16 protein-coding genes are annotated in these 17,458 nt (G+C 54.5%); 10 read left to right on the top strand and 6 right to left on the bottom strand.

What is annotated here, in order from left to right:
• The first annotated feature begins 12 nt into the window (after positions 1–12).
• From GSQ62_RS19015 to nudC, 4 genes are all read left to right on the top strand, one after another.
• Positions 13–3,489 (top strand): VCBS repeat-containing protein, encoded by a 3,477-nt coding sequence (locus GSQ62_RS19015; RefSeq protein ID WP_161890964.1) that lies wholly within the window; start codon positions 13–15, stop codon positions 3,487–3,489.
• 49 nt (positions 3,490–3,538) lie between these two features.
• Entirely contained in the window at positions 3,539–4,900 is a 1,362-nt protein-coding gene (locus GSQ62_RS19020; RefSeq protein WP_237586825.1) for a vanadium-dependent haloperoxidase, read from the top strand.
• A gap of 366 nt (positions 4,901–5,266) precedes the next feature.
• Entirely contained in the window at positions 5,267–5,770 is a 504-nt protein-coding gene (locus tag GSQ62_RS19025) for a cupin domain-containing protein (RefSeq protein WP_161890965.1), read from the top strand.
• Between the two features lie 129 nt (positions 5,771–5,899).
• Positions 5,900–6,832, top strand: coding sequence for an NAD(+) diphosphatase (gene nudC, locus GSQ62_RS19030; RefSeq protein WP_161890966.1), 933 nt, complete (start codon positions 5,900–5,902; stop codon positions 6,830–6,832).
• Between the two features lie 10 nt (positions 6,833–6,842).
• Here the strand turns inward: nudC and GSQ62_RS19035 are convergent, their stop codons facing one another.
• From GSQ62_RS19035 to GSQ62_RS19055, 5 genes are all read right to left on the bottom strand, one after another.
• Positions 6,843–7,259, bottom strand: a complete 417-nt coding sequence (locus tag GSQ62_RS19035) for a c-type cytochrome (RefSeq protein WP_161890967.1) — start codon at positions 7,257–7,259, stop codon at positions 6,843–6,845.
• Positions 7,246–7,938, bottom strand: coding sequence for an SCO family protein (locus tag GSQ62_RS19040; protein ID WP_161890968.1), 693 nt, complete (start codon positions 7,936–7,938; stop codon positions 7,246–7,248). The genes GSQ62_RS19035 and GSQ62_RS19040 overlap by 14 nt, the downstream gene beginning before the upstream one ends.
• On the bottom strand, positions 7,922–8,359 hold the full coding sequence (locus GSQ62_RS19045) for a hypothetical protein (protein ID WP_161890969.1): 438 nt from the start codon (positions 8,357–8,359) through the stop codon (positions 7,922–7,924). Before GSQ62_RS19045 ends, GSQ62_RS19040 begins: the two co-directional genes overlap by 17 nt.
• Positions 8,360–8,677: 318 nt before the next feature.
• Complete coding sequence (locus tag GSQ62_RS19050; protein ID WP_237586826.1) at positions 8,678–9,103, bottom strand: DUF2267 domain-containing protein; 426 nt, start codon at positions 9,101–9,103, stop codon at positions 8,678–8,680.
• Positions 9,104–9,486: 383 nt separating this feature from the next.
• Positions 9,487–9,816, bottom strand: a complete 330-nt coding sequence (locus GSQ62_RS19055; RefSeq protein ID WP_161890970.1) for a DMT family protein — start codon at positions 9,814–9,816, stop codon at positions 9,487–9,489.
• A 161-nt stretch (positions 9,817–9,977) separates the two neighbouring features.
• Between GSQ62_RS19055 and GSQ62_RS19060 the strand changes: the two genes are divergently transcribed.
• Positions 9,978–10,616, top strand: coding sequence for an ATP-binding protein (locus GSQ62_RS19060; protein WP_161890971.1), 639 nt, complete (start codon positions 9,978–9,980; stop codon positions 10,614–10,616).
• Between the two features lie 279 nt (positions 10,617–10,895).
• On the top strand, positions 10,896–12,854 hold the full coding sequence (gyrB, locus tag GSQ62_RS19065; RefSeq protein WP_161890972.1) for a DNA topoisomerase (ATP-hydrolyzing) subunit B: 1,959 nt from the start codon (positions 10,896–10,898) through the stop codon (positions 12,852–12,854).
• Positions 12,855–12,931: 77 nt separating this feature from the next.
• Here the strand turns inward: gyrB and GSQ62_RS19070 are convergent, their stop codons facing one another.
• Positions 12,932–13,315 (bottom strand): hypothetical protein, encoded by a 384-nt coding sequence (locus GSQ62_RS19070; protein WP_161890973.1) that lies wholly within the window; start codon positions 13,313–13,315, stop codon positions 12,932–12,934.
• 262 nt (positions 13,316–13,577) lie between these two features.
• Between GSQ62_RS19070 and GSQ62_RS19075 the strand changes: the two genes are divergently transcribed.
• The 4 genes from GSQ62_RS19075 to GSQ62_RS19090 all read left to right on the top strand — a co-directional run bounded on the left by GSQ62_RS19075 (position 13,578) and on the right by GSQ62_RS19090 (position 17,375).
• Positions 13,578–14,873: a tyrosine-type recombinase/integrase gene (locus tag GSQ62_RS19075; protein ID WP_237586827.1), complete on the top strand. Its 1,296-nt coding sequence runs from the start codon at positions 13,578–13,580 to the stop codon at positions 14,871–14,873.
• Positions 14,874–15,030: 157 nt separating this feature from the next.
• Entirely contained in the window at positions 15,031–15,504 is a 474-nt protein-coding gene (locus tag GSQ62_RS19080) for a hypothetical protein (RefSeq protein ID WP_161890975.1), read from the top strand.
• 91 nt (positions 15,505–15,595) lie between these two features.
• Positions 15,596–16,243, top strand: coding sequence for a hypothetical protein (locus GSQ62_RS19085; RefSeq protein WP_161890976.1), 648 nt, complete (start codon positions 15,596–15,598; stop codon positions 16,241–16,243).
• A 670-nt stretch (positions 16,244–16,913) separates the two neighbouring features.
• Entirely contained in the window at positions 16,914–17,375 is a 462-nt protein-coding gene (locus tag GSQ62_RS19090) for a hypothetical protein (RefSeq protein ID WP_161890977.1), read from the top strand.
• Positions 17,376–17,458: the final 83 nt, after the last annotated feature.

Consider the following 17,458-nt stretch of genomic DNA (forward strand, 5'->3'; position numbering starts at 1 on the left):
TGATTTACCCTCATGCAACACCTTTTCACCCGATATATAAAGCACCGCCAAAGTCTGAGAGGAGTGGGAAGCATCTTTGCTTTTGCCTTGGCAACAGCCGCTTCCCTTACCGGCTGTCAGCCAAAGGCCAACGTGGCGGAGCATGCGCTTTTCGAGCCGCTTGATTCCACGCAGACGCACATCAGCTTCACCAACCAACTGCAGGACACCGACCAACTGAACATCCTGAGCTACCTGTACTTCTACAACGGCGCGGGCGTAGCCGCCGGGGACCTGAACAACGATGGCCAGACAGACCTGTACTTCGTCTCGAACCAGGGAAAAAATAAGCTCTACCTGAACAAAGGCAACCTGCAGTTCGAGGATGTGTCGGAGGCGGCCGGGGTGGAGGGTTATGCTGACTGGCAGACCGGCGTGAGCATGGCCGACGTGAACGGCGACGGTTGGCTGGATATATATGTCTGCGCGGTGGGCGACTACCAGGGCCTGGAGGGGGCAAACGAGCTATATATAAACAACGGCGCTGACGCCAACGGGCAGGTGACCTTTACCGAGATGGCTGCTGACTATGGCCTGGACTTCACCGGTTTCTCCACGCAGGCTGCCTTCTTCGACTATGACCGCGACAGTGATATGGATATATACCTGCTCAACCACGCCGTGCACACCTCCCGCAGCTACGACCGCGTGACCGCGCGCAACCTCCGCGACAACGAGGCAGGCGATATCCTCTTTGAAAACCAATTGGTTTCTGCCGAGGGAAATGCGCCGCAGGGGCAGCCAGTGAAATTCAAGGACGTGAGCGAGCAGGCAGGTATATATGGCGCGGCCATGGGCTACGGCCTCGGGGTGGTGGTGTCGGATATGAACAACGACGGCTGGGACGACATCTACGTGTCCAACGATTTCCATGAGGACGACTACTACTATATAAACAACGGCAACGGCACCTTCACCGAAAGCGTGAAAGACCACTTCCGGCACCTGAGCCGGTTCTCGATGGGCTGCGACGCGGCGGACATGAACAACGACGGCTATCCGGATTTGATGACTCTTGATATGTACCCCGAGGACGAGGTGGTGGAGAAGACATCGATGGGGGAGGACCCGATGGATATTTTCCTGTACAAGCTGCAGTTCGGCTACTACAACCAGTACAGCCGCAACTGCCTGCAGCTGAGCCATGCCGGGCAGAAATTCTCCGATATCGGCCTGATGGCCGGTGTGGCGGCAACCGACTGGAGCTGGAGCACGCTGCTAGCCGACTACGATAACGATGGCATCAAGGACATCTTCATCACCAACGGCATTGTGCGGCGGCCCAACAACATGGACTACATCAAGTTCGCCTCCACCGACTCCATGTTCTACGCGCCCAGGATTTCAAAGACCCTCGACCAGAAGGCTGTGGCCATGATGCCGGACGGCAAAGTCCACAACTACCTCTATAAAGGCTCCGACAGCCTGCGCTTTGATGACAAGTCGCAGAGCTGGGGTTTTGCCGCGCCCTCCATCTCCAACGGGGCGGTATATGCCGACCTGGACAATGACGGGGACCTGGAGCTCATCACCAACAACATCAACGCACCCGCCAGCATCTACAGAAACAAAGGCGAGAAGCTGATGGGCAACAATTTCCTGAAAGTCAGGCTGAAAGGGGAGAACCCAAACGCCTTCGGCTACGGGGCGAAAGTGCTGCTCAAAAGCAAGGGCAAGGTGCAGGTGCAGCAGCTGTCGCCCACAAGGGGATTTATGTCGTCGGTGGAGCCGGTCCTGAACTTCGGCCTGGGCAAGCTGACGAGCGTGGACACGCTGGTGGTGATTTGGGGAAACCAGCAGGTGGAGCTGAAGACAAACATCAAAGCCGACACCACGCTGGTGCTGGAGCAAGCCGCAGCGCAGCTTCCTGGCACCGCCTATTACAGTTTGTTCCGGGCACCCGCCCCGCTATATGAGGACGTGACGGAGAGCTTCCAGGTAAACTTTAAACACCAGGAAAACAACTACCTTGAGTTTTACCGCGAAAGCCTGATTCCGTTCCAGACCTCCACCGAAGGCCCGAAAATAGCGGTGGCCGATGTGAATGGGGACGGCCTCGATGACTTTTATATAGGCGGGGCCAAATGGCAGGCCGGGGCGCTGTATAGGCAGCAGCCGGATGGCGGTTTCACGGCCACGAACCAGGCGCTCTTCCAGGCAGATTCGACCTACGAGGACGTGGACGCTGTTTTCTTTGACGCCAATAACGACAAACACCCGGATTTATATGTGGTGAGCGGCGGAAACGAGTTCTATGGTGAGATGAAAGAACAGTTCGACCGACTGTACCTGAACGACGGCAAAGGCAACTTTTCCCGCAGCAACGCGCTGCCCGCCCTATACGACAACAAGAGCTGCGTGCGCCCCTTCGACTTCGATAAGGACGGCGACCTGGACCTGTTTGTCGGGGGGCGGGTGCTGGGCTACCAGTATGGCGTGTCGCCCAACTCGTACCTGCTCGTGAACGACGGCAAAGGCCGCTTCACCGACAAAACAGACGCCCTCGCACCCGGACTTCGAAAAGCCGGTATGGTGACTGACGGCGTGTGGACCGACTACGACAACGACGGCACGACCGACCTGGTAGTGGCGGGTGACTGGATGGCGCTGACTGTCTTCCAAAACAAGGGGAACAGGTTTGAGAAAGTGACGGACCCGAACGGGCTAAACGAGGCGACAGGGTTCTGGCAAACCGTGCAGGCCGCCGATTTTGATAAAGACGGCGATATGGATTTGATGGCCGGAAACCTGGGTACCAACACCAAGTTCAGGAAAAAGGAAAACGGCACCTTGCGGATGTATGTGAAGGACATCGACGGCAACGAGAGCCTGGACCATATCCTGGCCTATCAGGTAGACGACAACTGGTACCCGGTGGCCACCAAAGATGAGTTGGGAAAGCAGCTGCCGCTCATCAACAAAAAATTCACGGACTACAAAAGCTATGCGGGCAAATCCATAGAGGCTATTTTTGACCAGGACGAGCTGAAGGATGCGCCAATGCTGGATGTGAACACCTTTGCGTCTGTCTATTGGGAGAACACCGGCGATGGGCAGTTCAAAAGGCATACCCTGCCACGGGAGGCGCAGGTTTCCAAACTGTTTGCCATGCACATAGCCGATATGAACCAGGACGGCAACCTGGATGTCATAACAGGCGGCAACCTATATGGCGTGAGCACCTACCAGGGGCGGTATGATGCCAGTTACGGTGTGCTGCTACAAGGGAACGGGAAAGGGAATTTTGAGGCGATGAGTCTGGCCGACGCCGGGTTTGTGCTGGAAGGCCAGGTGCGGGACATCAAAAAGCTGCGCACAGCCGATGGCGGAGAACTGCTGCTGGTGGCCCGCAACAACGAGCCGCTGCAGGTGTTCAGGAAAATGGAAAAAGCGCCTGTCGCTGACCATATAGCCGCAAGCACTGCCATGGCAACCAAAGCCAACCCCTGAATTAAAAGCACAGGATTATATATACTTTTGAACTGAACATACCTGACGCGTGAAAAAGCAACAGATACTGACCGCCTTCCTTTTTTTGTTTCTGGGAGCCATGGGCGGCTGCCAGCAAAAGGACGTGGATTACACCAAGGCTGCTGCAAACCCTGCCTTTCTGCACCAGTCCGTGGACAAGCTGACGGAGGTGATTACGCACGACATTTTTTCGCCGCCCGTTGCCAGCCGCATTTATGCCTACCCGCAGGTGGCTGCCTACGAGGTGCTGCGGCACGACTTCCCGGAGTATCAGTCGCTGGCGGGGCAGCTGAACGGATTTGAAGGCATCCCGCAGCCTGCGCCGGACTCGGCCTATTGCTTTCCGCTGGCCAGCCTCAATGCCTTCCTGACCGTCAGCCGCAGCTTTATTTTCTCTGCCCATATGCTCGACGAATACGAAGCGCAGCTGTATGAAAAGTACCGGGAGATGGGCGTGCCGGAGGAGGTTTACAACCGCTCCATCCGCTACGGACAGGCCGCCGCCAAAAGCATCGTCGCCTACGCCGCAGAAGACGGCTACAAACAGACAAGAGGCTTCCGCCACACCGTGTCCCAGGAGCCGGGACACTGGGCACCCACGCCCCCGGCCTATATGGATGCCATTGAACCTTTCTGGTACAAGGTACGCCCCTTCGTCATCGACTCCTGCAACCAGTTTGCCCCCGTCAAGCCGTCCAGCTACAGCACCGACAAGGAGAGTGATTTCTACAAGGAGGTCATGGAGGTATATACCGCCACCACCAACCTGACGGACGAGCAGCGGCAGATTGCGAGCTTCTGGGACTGCAACCCCTTTGTGATGCACACTACCGGGCACGTGATGTACGCCACCAAGAAAATCACGCCCGGCGGCCATTGGCTGGGCATTACCGGCATCGCCACCCGCCAGGCGGACGCTGATATGATGGAGACGCTGGAAGCCTATACCCGTGTGTCGGTGGCGCTGGCCGATGGGTTCATCAGCTGCTGGGACGAGAAATACCGCAGTGACCGTATCCGCCCCGAAACCGCCATCAACACGCTGGTGGATGAGAAATGGGTGCCGCTCCTCCAGACACCGCCCTTTCCGGAATACCCCAGCGGCCACAGTGTTATCTCCAACGCCGCCGCCGTGGTTCTTACTGATCTATATGGCCCCTCCTTTTCCTATATAGATTCCACTGAGGTGGCCTACGGATTGCCAGTGAGGTCTTTCACGTCCTTTAACCAGGCGGCCGAGGAAGCCGCCATCAGCAGGCTGTATGGTGGCATCCATTATATGCCGGCCATTGTAAACGGAGCGGAGGAAGGAAAACAGGTGGGTACTTATATCGTCTCAAAGCTGAACACCCGCAAAGGTTCAGGCAAGGCCGTGGCTGTAAAGGAATAGGCGGGGAGGGGCAAACTTCAACAACAGGAGTAAATCGGCGTTATATAATTAAGACTTATGCAAAAAGAAGCGTACCAACAAATTCGGCCGTTGTTGGTGTTGTCATCAACAACTTGCCGCTGAAAACACACGGCAAGGGCCGTTTTGCGAAGGTCCTAATTATATAATGATATGGTTCTGTCCACCTCATAAAGTCCTCCAATCGCAGGGCAATGAGAAGCAACAGAGCTATAAGAAAAGCTTGTCGACTCTAATCTCAAGAGTGCATATCCCTGGCAAAATTGCGCGCGCGTGGTGCAGAAAACCGCAAATTCGTTTACTTTTACGCCTCACTCATGTTCCATAACACAAACAGGATATATAAACATGCCGACCCAAGACGACAAGCAGCAGCTTTTTAAGGAAATAGAGCAGCAACTAACCGCACAGGGCTTTCACATCGACAAGCAGGACCAAAGCAGGCCCTGGGGAGGCTTCTTTGTGATTGACGAGAGTCAGGCGCAGCAGTTTGCAGATACCTACTTCGAAGGGATGTCGGTGGACAAGCTGAAAATATCTGGCAAGTTGAGCCCGAAGATGCTGGTGGTGGCGCCGGATAAACGCTTGTCGTGGCAGTACCACCACCGTCGCGCCGAGATATGGAAAGCCGTTCGTGGCACTGTGGGCGTCGTGACCAGCGATACAGACGAAGAAGGCGAGATGAAAACGCTGCACCCCGGCGATTACATCACCCTGAAGCAGGGCGAGCGCCACCGCCTGGTGGGTCTTAAGGAGTGGGGCGTGCTGGCTGAGATATGGCAGCACACCGATGCGGAGAATCCATCCAACGAAGACGATATTGTGCGCGTGCAGGATGATTTCGGCCGCTAATCCGCAGCCACATACCTTCCGCTGAAAATCATATATAAAAGAGCCACTCCACGTCACGGACTGGCTCTTTTCCTTTTCCTCGGCGGTACAATTTCCATGTATAAACTCCCGCCTCGCTGTCTTTAAACGATGAACTACTTCTCCCATAACCCGCTGAACCGTTTCTCTGAGATGCGGCCGGATGCCACGCACATGCAACAGCTTTGGCAAAAGCAGGCGGCGCGGGTGCTGGTGGTACACGACACGCTCAACCTGCTCCGCGAACGGGAGTCGGGCAGACAGGCAGCTATCCTGACGCGCCGGGAGGCAGAGGACCTTGCGGCACAGGCGGAGGTGCTGGTGTATTTGGGCTCAGAGGATGGGGTGCCGTATTTTGCCCTTGGTCTGGAAGGAATGCAGGAGCAGTTGCCGGATTTGCTGGGCGGGGAATATATACTGGCTGACCTGCGTACTTCCGCGCTGGAACTGCCCCCAAAAGATGGTGCTTTGCTGGCCTACGCCCGCGGGATGGTACACTGGAACCTGCGCCACCGCTTCTGCCCCAACTGCGGCAGCGCGACGCAGGGCGCCCACGCCGGGCACGTGCGGGAATGTACCAACGAAAATTGCAGCCGGCACCACTTTCCGCGCACCGACACGGCCATCATCGTGATTATATCTGAAGGAGATGCGTGCCTGCTGGGGCGGCAGGCGACGTGGCCGGAAGGCATGTACGCCACCATCGCGGGTTTTCTGGAGCCGGGCGAAACGCTGGAGCAGGCGGTGGCGCGCGAGGCAAAGGAGGAGACGGGCGTGGAATTACAGACAATTACGTACCACTCGTCGCAGCCCTGGCCATTCCCGGCTTCTATCATGGTGGGCTTCAGCGCCACGGCCAGCAGCCGGAGTTTATATATGGACAACGACGAACTGGAGGATGCCCGCTGGTTTACCCGAAATGAAATAGCGGCTGGTCTGCGGAATGGCTCCCTACGCCTGCCGCCGCGCATCTCTATCTCCTACCGCCTCATCTGCGACTGGTTCAATGCTGACCCGGTATTTAAACTGGAGGATCTGTTGTAGCCTGTTTTGCTCAATCATAATGGGGCGGGCAGGCCTCCAGTAGCTTCTCCACCTCCTGAATAGTATAACGCGGGTTGCTGTTGCCGAAGCTTGTCTGGATGTAGTTGAGCAGGTTGGTGATTTCATCGGCGCCGAGTTGCTCTGCGCCGGGCATGGCACGGTTATATTCGATTCCGTTCACCACCATCGGCCCTTCCACGCCGTGGCGCGTCAGGCAGGGCAACTGCTGGCGGTGCTGCTGCAGGTAGTCGGCCCCGGCGAGGGGCGGTATGAGGCTGCGCAGGCCGCTGCCGTCCTCCATGTGGCAGCTCTGGCAGTTGGCGGCATACAGGCGCTGGCCCTCGTTCTGATTGTCAGTGAAGCACTGCGTGAGGGTGGAGAGCGAGAGGAGGCCCAGCGCCACCGACAGCCACTTATTTCTGCGCATGCTGCTTCTCGTTCAGCAGGAGCGGAATGTCCTGCATCAGTTGGTCCACCGAGGCTTCCTTGGTGCCGTCGTACACGCCCCGGATGCGGCGCTGCCCGTCCAGCAGCACAAAGTGGCCGCCGTGCGTAAAACCGCCGCCCGCCGCGTTGCCGTCTTCCTCCACCCCCACCAGGTACTGCATGGCGATGCCGTAGATGCTGTCTTTCTCACCGGTCAGGAAGTGCCATTTCTCAGACTCCACGCCCAGGCGCTCCGCATAGTCTTTCAGCACGGCCACCGTGTCGTGCTGCGGGTCGATGGAGTGGGAGAGCAGCAGCACGTCGGGGTCGTCTTTGAACTCCTCGTACACGCGCAGCATCTGGCTCTTCATTTTGGGGCAGATGGAAGGGCAGGAGGTGAAGAAGAAATCCGCCACGTATATCTTGCCGTCCACCGTTTGCTGCGTCACCTGCTGGCTGTCCTGGTCCACAAAAGCGAAGTCCGGAATCTGGTGGTAGACGGTGTCCACCACCGTTTTGCCGTTCACCTCGCGCGCCACCGCCTCGCGCTCGCCCAGTATCGGGAGGGTGTTGCCTTCGGCCCCGATCTCGGTGCAGCTATATATAAAACCTGCTGACAACGCTAATGCGGCAATTAAAATACCGCGGCGGAGGGCATTAAATTTACTGTTGTTGCTCATATGTCTTATATGTTTCCTGGGCAGCCGAAATGGTGCTGTCCATGACTGTTTGTACGCGTTCTATTTTCTGCAGCTCCTGCTGCAGGTATTCCATCGCCTGCCCGTGCTGCAGACTGTCCGGTGCCTCGTAGTTCCGCATCCACACCATCATCGCCTCGTCGGCCGCTTCCAGGCCTGCCACCTGCTGCTCCAGCGCCTGCAGCGCGGCGGAATCGGGTCCATGGGCGGAAAGGGTGTCGCGGAGGGCCTGCAGGCTGCGGCGGAGTTTGAAAATGTCTCCCATCTGGGCCATGGCGCTGTCGTGCTTCGCCATCACCGTGGCTTCCAGTTCCTGCTGCTGCAGCTCCTCCCGGGAGTTTCCTTCGGAACAACCCATTGCGGTGAGCAGGGGCAGGGCAAGCAGTAAGAGTTTTTTCTTCATGGCGTGTTCCTATATAAAAGGCGATGATGGGCAAAAAAGTTTACTGTTACAGGCGCTGGTCTCAATGGCCCGGCTTGTGAGGCCGCAACGGGCAGGCAGATGCAGATACTCAGCCCCGGGAAAAGTTAAACCAGTGCCATATATGATGTGCTGCAAAGGTAGGCCCGGCTGCTGGCAAGTACAAGCACCCTCCAAATTAAGGGGCTGTACCTGGCATAGCAGCAGCTTTGGGTTTCGGTCAGGGGCTGTTGGGACATATAAAAAACGAGGCCTGACGCTAGCCAGGCCCCGTGGAGTTCTCTGTTGGTTGTCTTCCGGTTAGGCGGGCACGGTGAACTCGGAGTGCAGCGCCTGCGCCACCTGCCTGTACTGCCCCTCGGAGAGGTGCTTGCGCAGGAAGGCCATCACATCGTGAAAGGCGTAGTAGGCGTGGTCCAGCGTCGGGAAATCGGCATCTCCGGCCCCGGAGTCCTTGCTGCGGATATACTCCAGCCACTCGTCCTCGTGGCGGATCCGCACCGGCTCGTGAATGGTGAAGCCGTCGTAGTAGATCCCTTTCCAAAGAATGGGCAGCTGTGCCGCCAGGTGGATGGCCTCGCCGGTCGGGATGCGGTCGCGGATGGCGTGCAGCACCGAACGGAAGATGCGGGCAGCTTTCTGCTCATCCTCTATCCCCAGGTAGGTGCAGAACTCATGCAGCCAGGTTTTCGCGTCTTTCGCATAATTCTCAAAGTTCATTGCCATAGCTTTATCTCTGTTTTAGTGTGTAACATATATAACAGGACTTAGGCAGGTCAATTTTGTCCCCCTTTGAAGGGGGTGAGGGTGATGATAACACCTGCGGACAGTTATTATAACGGGTATATTTGATGCTACTTATCATCAAGCTAAAGCAGCTCGGGTATTTCCAGCCACCTCTCATCCCCCTGCCCCCTTCAAAGGGGGACTTTCTCGCACTGCCTATACTTTTTGTGTAAGTCCTGTATAAAACTAACGCACACGATAGCAGAGGGTTTAAGGTTGCGCCATGCAGGGAGCTTAAAACCCAGGTGAAAGAAAGGAATGACGGATGCGGGGCGGCTGGCAGGTTTTACCGAACAATCGGCAATGCGACATCCAGCATGAACTCACCACTTCCTGAAGACAAAGAACACAGCGGCCAGAATCAAAACGAAGCCGACGATATAATTCCATTTCAGGTCCTCACGCAGGTACAGCACCGAGAAGGCTATAAACACCACCAGCGTAATCACCTCCTGGATGGTCTTGAGCTGAAAGGCGGAGAACTGGCCGTACCCGATGCGGTTAGCGGGCACCTGGAAGCAGTACTCGAAAAAAGCAATCAGCCAGCTGATGAGGATCACTTTCCAGAGCGAGACCTCTTTGAAGCGGAGGTGCCCGTACCAGGCAAATGTCATAAAGATGTTGGAGACGAGCAGCAGGAGAACGGTTCGCATGGCATCAGGATTAGAGCTGCAAATCTGCAGATTTCAGGCACAGGTAGTATGCCCCGGCCGCTCTTTTCTTCGGTAAAATTTATTTGCCCGCCGTACACGATGCGGCAGTTTCTGGCACGGTTCTCGTTATTAAAAGCCTATATATATAACAACTATATAAAATGAAAAAGGTGAGCGTTTGGGTGCTGGCGCTGCTGGCCGGTGTGGGCGCCCTCGGCAGCTGCGACATGCGCAGCAACGCCGGAGAGAATTACCTGGAGGTGATTGGCGAGGCCGAGCAGACTATGCCCGATGCCGGCTACCGGCTCAACCTCTCTTACAACGGGCCCGTGAGCCTGCGCGACAAGTTCTCGGCCTGGGCCGACTCGCTGCAGCGGGAGGTGCCCGGCATGGTGCTCACCAGCGACAACATCTACATCAACTACATGCCTGAGCAGATGGGGCAGCAGAAGATAACGCCGAACATGATGCAGTCCAGCATCTCCTACAATATCCTGGCCGCCGACAGCGCCATGTATGGCCGCATCCTGCGCGACATGCTGCGGCGCAACATCCCCTTCAGCCTGAACATATCAGGCACTTTTCTGGACCAGGAGCAGCGCCGGAAGGTGCAGCAGCAACTGATGCAGCAGGCCCTGGCGCATGCCAAAGCAAAACTCGGTTTTCTGGCCGACGGCGAGGGGAAGTATGAGATAGTTGGGGTGGAGGAGATGGACAACACGGTGCCGTACGGACCCGAGTATAACGATTTTAACCGCCGCGTGGTGTCGCGGCTCAAAGTAAAGGCCCGGCGGCTGTAGCAGAACCGCCCGGCACACAAGTTTTTATAATTTTCCTGTTTCTACACATGCAAAAGGCCACCTGCCAGAACGGGTGGTCTTTTTGTGTTTTACGGGGATTAAGGCAGTGGGCGCAGGCACTAATCAGGGGGTAGATATGTTTATAAAGAAGGCCCTCACTGCACCGGCCGCGGCCCTGGCGGGGAGCATCCGGTGCGGTCTGTTTTATGGCCTCTAAAAATATCGTATTACGAAATAAAAGTGGTAAATTTACCTATTAATCCATCTTTTGACACACACATGAGTGAAGTAGAAGAAAAACAGTTAGCCAACGATTATTCAGCAAATAGCATACAGGTACTGGAAGGGCTGGAGGCCGTGCGCAAGCGCCCCGCCATGTACATCGGCGACATCGGCATCAAGGGCCTCCACCACCTGGTGTGGGAGGTGGTGGACAACTCCATCGACGAAGCCTTGGCCGGCCACTGCGACGAAATCTCAGTGGCCATCAACGAAGACAACTCCGTGACCGTGTCGGACAACGGGCGCGGCATCCCGACAGACTTCCACACCAAAGAAGGCCGCTCGGCCCTGGAGGTGGTGATGACGGTGCTGCACGCAGGGGGTAAGTTCGACAAAGACACGTACAAGGTTTCCGGCGGTCTGCACGGGGTGGGTGTGTCCTGCGTGAATGCACTTTCCACCGACCTGCACGTGACGGTACACCGCAACGGCAAAATATTTGAACAACACTACAACATCGGCGTGCCCGCTTTCCCGGTGCGCGAAATCGGCGCTACGGACAAGACCGGAACTACTGTGCGTTTTTCGCCGGACGCTTCCATCTTCACCACCACCGAGTTTAAGTACGACACCATCGCCAGCCGCCTGCGCGAGCTGTCTTTCCTGAACAAGGGCATCCGCATTAACCTGCAGGACCTGCGCGAGATGAACGAGCAGGGGGAGCCGCTGAGCGATTCTTTCCTGTCGGAGGGGGGGCTGAAGGAGTTTGTGACTTACCTCGACGAGACGCGCGAGACGCTTATACCGGAACCCATATATGTGGAGAGCGAGAAGAACGGGGTGCCCGTGGAGATTGCCCTGCAGTACAACACCTCCTACGCCGAGAACATCTTCTCGTATGTCAACAACATCAACACCATTGAGGGCGGCACGCACGTGGCCGGTTTCCGCCGCGCCCTTACCCGCACGCTTAAGTCCTACGCCGATAAGTCGGGGATGCTGGACAAGGTGAAGATCGAGATTGCCGGAGACGACTTCCGGGAGGGCCTGACCGCCGTTATCTCCGTGAAAGTGCAGGAGCCGCAGTTTGAGGGCCAGACGAAGACCAAACTGGGTAACTCCGAGGTTTCCGGCGCCGTGGACACGGCCGTGGGCGAAATGCTGACCCAGTACCTGGAGGAGAACCCCAAGGAGGCCCGCATCATCGTGCAGAAGGTGATACTGGCGGCGCAGGCGCGTTTTGCGGCCCGCAAGGCCCGCGAGATGGTGCAGCGCAAGAGCGTGCTCTCCAGCACCAGCCTGCCCGGCAAACTGGCCGACTGCTCCGACAGCAACCCCGAGAACTGCGAGATTTACCTGGTGGAGGGCGACTCGGCGGGCGGTTCTGCCAAGCAGGGCCGTAACCGCAAGTTCCAGGCGATTCTGCCGCTGCGCGGTAAAATCCTGAACGTGGAGAAGGCGCAGGAGCACCGCATCTACGAGAACGAGGAAATCAAGAACATGATCACGGCCCTGGGGGTGAGCTTTGGCACGAAAGAAGACGACAAGGCCCTGAACATGGAGAAACTGCGCTACCACAAAGTCATCATCATGACGGATGCGGACGTGGACGGCTCGCACATCCGCACGCTCATCCTCACGTTCTTCTTCCGCTATATGAAAGAGCTGATTGAGAACGGCTATATATACATCGCGCTGCCGCCGCTGTACCTGGTGAAGAAGGGCAAGGAGGAACGCTACTGCTGGAGCGAGCAGGACCGCGTAGACGCCATACAGGAACTGGGCAAGGGCCGCGAGGAAAGCGTGGGCGTGCAGCGCTACAAGGGTCTGGGGGAGATGAACCCGGAGCAGCTCTGGAACACCACCATGGACCCCGAGCACCGCAGCCTCAAGCAGGTGTCCATCGAATCCGCCGCCGAGGCCGACCACCTGTTCTCGATGCTGATGGGCGACGAGGTGGGCCCGCGCCGCGACTTCATCGAGCGCAACGCCAAATACGCCCGCGTGGACGTGTAAGCAGGATTTATATATGATTTTGGGGCGGCGGCTGTATTTATATATAGCCGCCGCTTTTTTGTTTATATACTCAGTCTCTATGGCTGGCTTCGGTCGTCCATATAGGGCTGGTGGTTCACGATGAGCACTTTGTTGTCGGGGAGCAGCAGGTAGCCATAATCGTAGCAGAAGTGGTAGGTGTTGCCCTTCTGGGTGCGGTAGAGGTGGGTGTGGTAGCGGAAGTCGAAACCGTTTAACTCCAGGAACTGCCTGCTGACGGTGGTTTTGCCTTCAGGGCTGGCTCGGCGCAGGATGCTGCGGTTCCGGCGGAGCGCCGTATTTATCTTCAGCAGGAGCATTTCCCCTTTGTCACTGCCTCGTTTGCGGTTGTTGTGCAGAAAGCGGCACTGGTCAGAGCAATATTTCTTGTCTGTGCGGCCCTGCATCGCGGTGCCGCATTCGGCACAGGCTTTTCCTGTCATCCTAAAGCGTGTTTATACGCGTGTATATCCGTTTATACACGCGTATAAACACGGCTGCGGTTGCCAAAGGTTTTACTTTGTGCCCATGGCAGGCTCTAACTCAAACGCTTATGCCACCAACCAGGCTACTGTATTTCTTAACCCGCTCGAGCATGAGGGCAACAAGTATATCCGCCTGTGGCACAAACCCAACCCTTTTATCAGCAAAAGGCTGAAGGAAGCGGCTTGGATTAAGTTTAGCAAAACATATAAGTGCTTTGTCATGCATCACACGCCCCAGGCAATTGAAATGACCTACACCCACTTCCAGGGCCTTGCCAGGGTAGACGTGCGTTACCTTCACCGCCCCAGGCGGCTCCGGCCGGCAGCGGGGCTGGTGGTGACGGGGAGCAGGCAGCATGCCTCGGAGCCGCTGGAGAAGGTGCCTGTGCGCCCGGTGGTGCGCCTGCAGCCGCTGGAGCAGGAGGGCAAGGCGTTGATACAACTCAGCTTTCAGTTTAACAGAGACATTTATGAGTGTCTGTGGCGCAGCCGCACAGCCACCTGGGCCCCGGCGCTCAGATGCTTTACCCTGCCGCCGGACAGCGCCAGCATCCATGCCCTGCTCTCAGAGCTGGAGGGCGTAGCGCAGGTATGGCTTGCCCAGACCATGAAGGTGAGCGACATTGGCCTGCTGGCCAGGCTCTGGGAGCAGACCTACAAAAAGGGGGCAGACTATATGGCCTGTCCGCTGCCTTACCTGGAGAAGCTGTTGCTGCTTAACTATAGTATGAGTACCATCCGCACCTACCACAGTCTTTTGCTTCGGTTTCTGAACGCACACAAAGCCTCCGGGCAGCAGGCGATACAACATTTTACCGAGGCGGAAATAAACGGCTACTACCGGAACATGGTGCAGAGCCGGCAGTATTCATGCTCTTTCGTAAATCAAAGCATCAATGCCATCAAGTTTTATTACCAGCGGGTACTGGGGCGGCACGAGGTGCAGCTAAACCAGGTAGAGCGCCCGGAGAAGCCCGAGCGGCTGCCTGTGGTGCTCAGCAAGCAGGAGGTGGCCCGGATTCTGTCGGTAACCGAGAACCTCAAGCACCGCTGCATGCTGCAACTGCTGTATGCCGGGGGTTTACGGATAAGCGAGGTGATAAACCTGCGGATTACGGATGTGCAGTCGGGCCGCAACCTGCTGCTGATACGCGGGGGCAAGGGCAAAAAGGACCGCACCACGCTGCTCTCGCAAAAGCTACTGGAGAGCCTCCGGGCCTATTACAAGGTATACCGCCCCAAGGTGTGGCTGTTTGAGGGGCAGACCGGCGGGCAGTACACCGTCGAAAGCATCCGGAGTGTGTTCCGGGCCAGCAAAGAGAAGGCGGGGGTGCTGGTAAAAGCCACGCCGCACACGCTGCGGCACTCGTTTGCCACGCACCTGTTGGAGCAGGGCACCGACCTGCGCTACATCCAGGCGCTGCTGGGCCACCGCAACAGCAAGACCACCGAAATCTATACGCACGTGACCAGCCACTCGCTTGAAAAGATAGTGAGCCCGCTTGATAATCTATAAAAGTGTTTTATATTAGTGAAACTATATATAATTGAAAAATGGAGGCGCTTAGGATTTTGATTGGGAAGAAAATAGACCGTGCAACAGACCATACTACTATCGCCCAAAGTGCAGATAAGCGTATGTTCACGTATATATCATAGTTAGCAGCAAATTTATGAGAACAAAAGCTGACAAAACAGTACCTTATATTATTATGGGTTATGGTATGATTTTCATTATCCCAGCCGTAGTGTCACCTTCTTTAGGATTAACCTCTCCGGCAGGATTATTTTGGTGCTGTGTAGGAGGTGTTCTATTTGTCCTACCAGGATTGTGGAAAATTGAATACTATGAAATTGAAGGCAATAAATTATTTAAATATAATCTCTTTGGATTAATTAAGAGAGTTGTTGACTTAACAACATTGCTACGATATAAAACTAAATTAGTTAATACGGACTATATATCAAACCCTTTGAATGTTGTCAGGTTTTTTTCAAAAGATTTGAAATATCTAAAATTCAGGAAACTGACCTTGCAATTTGAAGATAGTGTAAAAATGACTATAGACGAAAGAACAATAGACAAGGACGACTTTAATATACTTCTAAATAAAGTAACAGGGTTTAAAGGTAAAAGGAAAAAATAATCTGCTGCTAACAATGCATATACAAAACCCTTGCTTCGCTGCGGGCTTTGCATATACTGAACGTTACCTGCAGTTTGAGGACGACATAGAAATGAACCGACATCAATATAAAGATTTGACAATTGAAGTTCTTGACGAGCCGACCTACAAATTTGGCTCTGCGGACAACAATTTCGTTTATTCAAAGACTTACTTCGGAGGCAATGCAGAGCAGTACCCTACTTCAAAGCACGGAATTAAAATTTATCGTGAAGACCAAATTATTGACAGTTGTATTTTAATCGGCTCAGGCGGTGCGACAGGTGTTCATCAAAATTCATCGCTTGTTGACAATGACAGATTAGTAATTTGCTGTTGCGACACCGTGTTTACCTTGTCACTTCCCGACCTTGAATTAAAATGGAAAACTCAAGCTGACCAAGCGACTTGCTTCGAAATTTTCAAACAGCAGGACGACTACATAGTACACGGTGAACTTCAAGTAACAAAACTTGACAAAGACGGGAATAAAAAATGGGAGTTTGGTGGTGCAGACATTTTTGTATCAATAGACAATGAAGAAGAATTTAAAATTGAAAGTGACGGTATTTTATTAACGGACTTTGCAAAGACAAAATATAAAATAGACTTTGACGGAAAACTGCTCTGGGACACGTATATGCGGACAGAAAAAACTGCAGGTAACAGCACCTTGCCAAAAGTGGGGCGGACGTGGTTACAGAAACTTTTCGGCAATTAATAAACATTAGTGGTAGCTTGACAGATGGTGCTCCCGTAAGCCCCGCCTTCGGCAAGCTTTAAACGTTGGCCGTGATTGTGGATTTACAGTTTTAAAAGTGGCGTGTCTTTCGGGCTTTTAAGGGGCTGGATGGCATCAAAGGCCATTAAAGCTAAGGCAACTTGCTCGGGAAAGAACCAAAGGCATAAATGGAATTTGGGCCGGAGAAGTCTTGCTTCGGCGATGCCGGGAGAAAGCGCGTGCTTTCGGACGGAAGCGTCCAGGCAAGACTGTGGTGGGCGAAGTTATACCTGCCAAATGACAAAGTCAAGTATAGAACTTCGCCCGAGTGGTTCTTTCCAGAGCAAGTTGCCGGCAATAGAGAGGCCAATGATTAGTTCGTCATTCTTTTTATTGCAGCCCGGAGCCCGGCGCCTGCGGCAACGTCGCTAATACCCCGCTATTAACGGCATTGCCTCCGGCTAAAGCGCCACTTAGAAAGTGATTTTAAATTGGTGTAAATTCCCACAACCATCCGGGTTGTTTCCCCTTATTAAAAACACGCAGAGCCGGGAAAAAAAAGGGAAAAACAACCCCGACCAACACTGCCCATAAGACATTGAATCAAGTCAGACAAGCTTCACCGTCTTATGGCCTGTTCCGTTATGCTTAATGTAAATCAAGAATGAAAATGGCTAATTTGCTTGCTCAAACATACCTTCTGCTTACGCTGCTATTGTTTTCGTGCGAATCAATAGAAGAAGCTGAAGTGGGAACACCTTCCTCTGAGATTGAGCAACAGATAGCCACAAGTGCCGATACATCAGAAGCATTAGTTTGTCCAATTGAAGTTCCCTGTTACCAGCTAACTGACGACAATGTAAAACCTCTCTCGCTAAAAAAGGATTATAGTGGCTTAGTTGTTCTTAAGGCTGACTATAACAGAGAAAGTTTAAAGTTCAATAAGTATGAAATCGAGATGACAAGGCTCCGTCACAAGGAGTCTGAAGAGCCGTTAGAACTGACTAATAAAGAATTGGAGCAACTACTGCCAATCCTGACAAAGCATGTTGATTACATAAAATTGAAAAAGAACAATAGTGAAGGCTGTACAGAGCCTTCAACATTCTATTTACCAGTAAAAATCGAATAAGAATCACTTAGCATAACCCTGTACAGGCTCTATTCTCGGCTACGCCTCTTCCATAGCCTGCACTAAACGTTGGCTAACATTTA

Source organism: Pontibacter russatus (assembly GCF_009931655.1).
Taxonomy (GTDB): Bacteria; Bacteroidota; Bacteroidia; order Cytophagales; family Hymenobacteraceae; genus Pontibacter; species Pontibacter russatus.

Coding starts and splice junctions, on each gene's coding strand:
- GSQ62_RS19070 (WP_161890973.1), bottom strand. CDS start 13,315: ATGACAGGAAAAGCCTGTGCCGAATGCGGCACCGCGATGCAGGGCCGC.
- GSQ62_RS19050 (WP_237586826.1), bottom strand. CDS start 9,103: ATGGCAATGAACTTTGAGAATTATGCGAAAGACGCGAAAACCTGGCTG.
- gyrB (WP_161890972.1), top strand. CDS start 10,896: ATGAGTGAAGTAGAAGAAAAACAGTTAGCCAACGATTATTCAGCAAAT.
- GSQ62_RS19045 (WP_161890969.1), bottom strand. CDS start 8,359: ATGAAGAAAAAACTCTTACTGCTTGCCCTGCCCCTGCTCACCGCAATG.
- GSQ62_RS19015 (WP_161890964.1), top strand. CDS start 13: ATGCAACACCTTTTCACCCGATATATAAAGCACCGCCAAAGTCTGAGA.
- GSQ62_RS19090 (WP_161890977.1), top strand. CDS start 16,914: ATGGCTAATTTGCTTGCTCAAACATACCTTCTGCTTACGCTGCTATTG.
- GSQ62_RS19085 (WP_161890976.1), top strand. CDS start 15,596: ATGAACCGACATCAATATAAAGATTTGACAATTGAAGTTCTTGACGAG.
- GSQ62_RS19025 (WP_161890965.1), top strand. CDS start 5,267: ATGCCGACCCAAGACGACAAGCAGCAGCTTTTTAAGGAAATAGAGCAG.
- GSQ62_RS19055 (WP_161890970.1), bottom strand. CDS start 9,816: ATGCGAACCGTTCTCCTGCTGCTCGTCTCCAACATCTTTATGACATTT.
- GSQ62_RS19035 (WP_161890967.1), bottom strand. CDS start 7,259: ATGCGCAGAAATAAGTGGCTGTCGGTGGCGCTGGGCCTCCTCTCGCTC.
- GSQ62_RS19060 (WP_161890971.1), top strand. CDS start 9,978: ATGAAAAAGGTGAGCGTTTGGGTGCTGGCGCTGCTGGCCGGTGTGGGC.
- GSQ62_RS19080 (WP_161890975.1), top strand. CDS start 15,031: ATGAGAACAAAAGCTGACAAAACAGTACCTTATATTATTATGGGTTAT.
- nudC (WP_161890966.1), top strand. CDS start 5,900: ATGAACTACTTCTCCCATAACCCGCTGAACCGTTTCTCTGAGATGCGG.
- GSQ62_RS19040 (WP_161890968.1), bottom strand. CDS start 7,938: ATGAGCAACAACAGTAAATTTAATGCCCTCCGCCGCGGTATTTTAATT.
- GSQ62_RS19075 (WP_237586827.1), top strand. CDS start 13,578: ATGCATCACACGCCCCAGGCAATTGAAATGACCTACACCCACTTCCAG.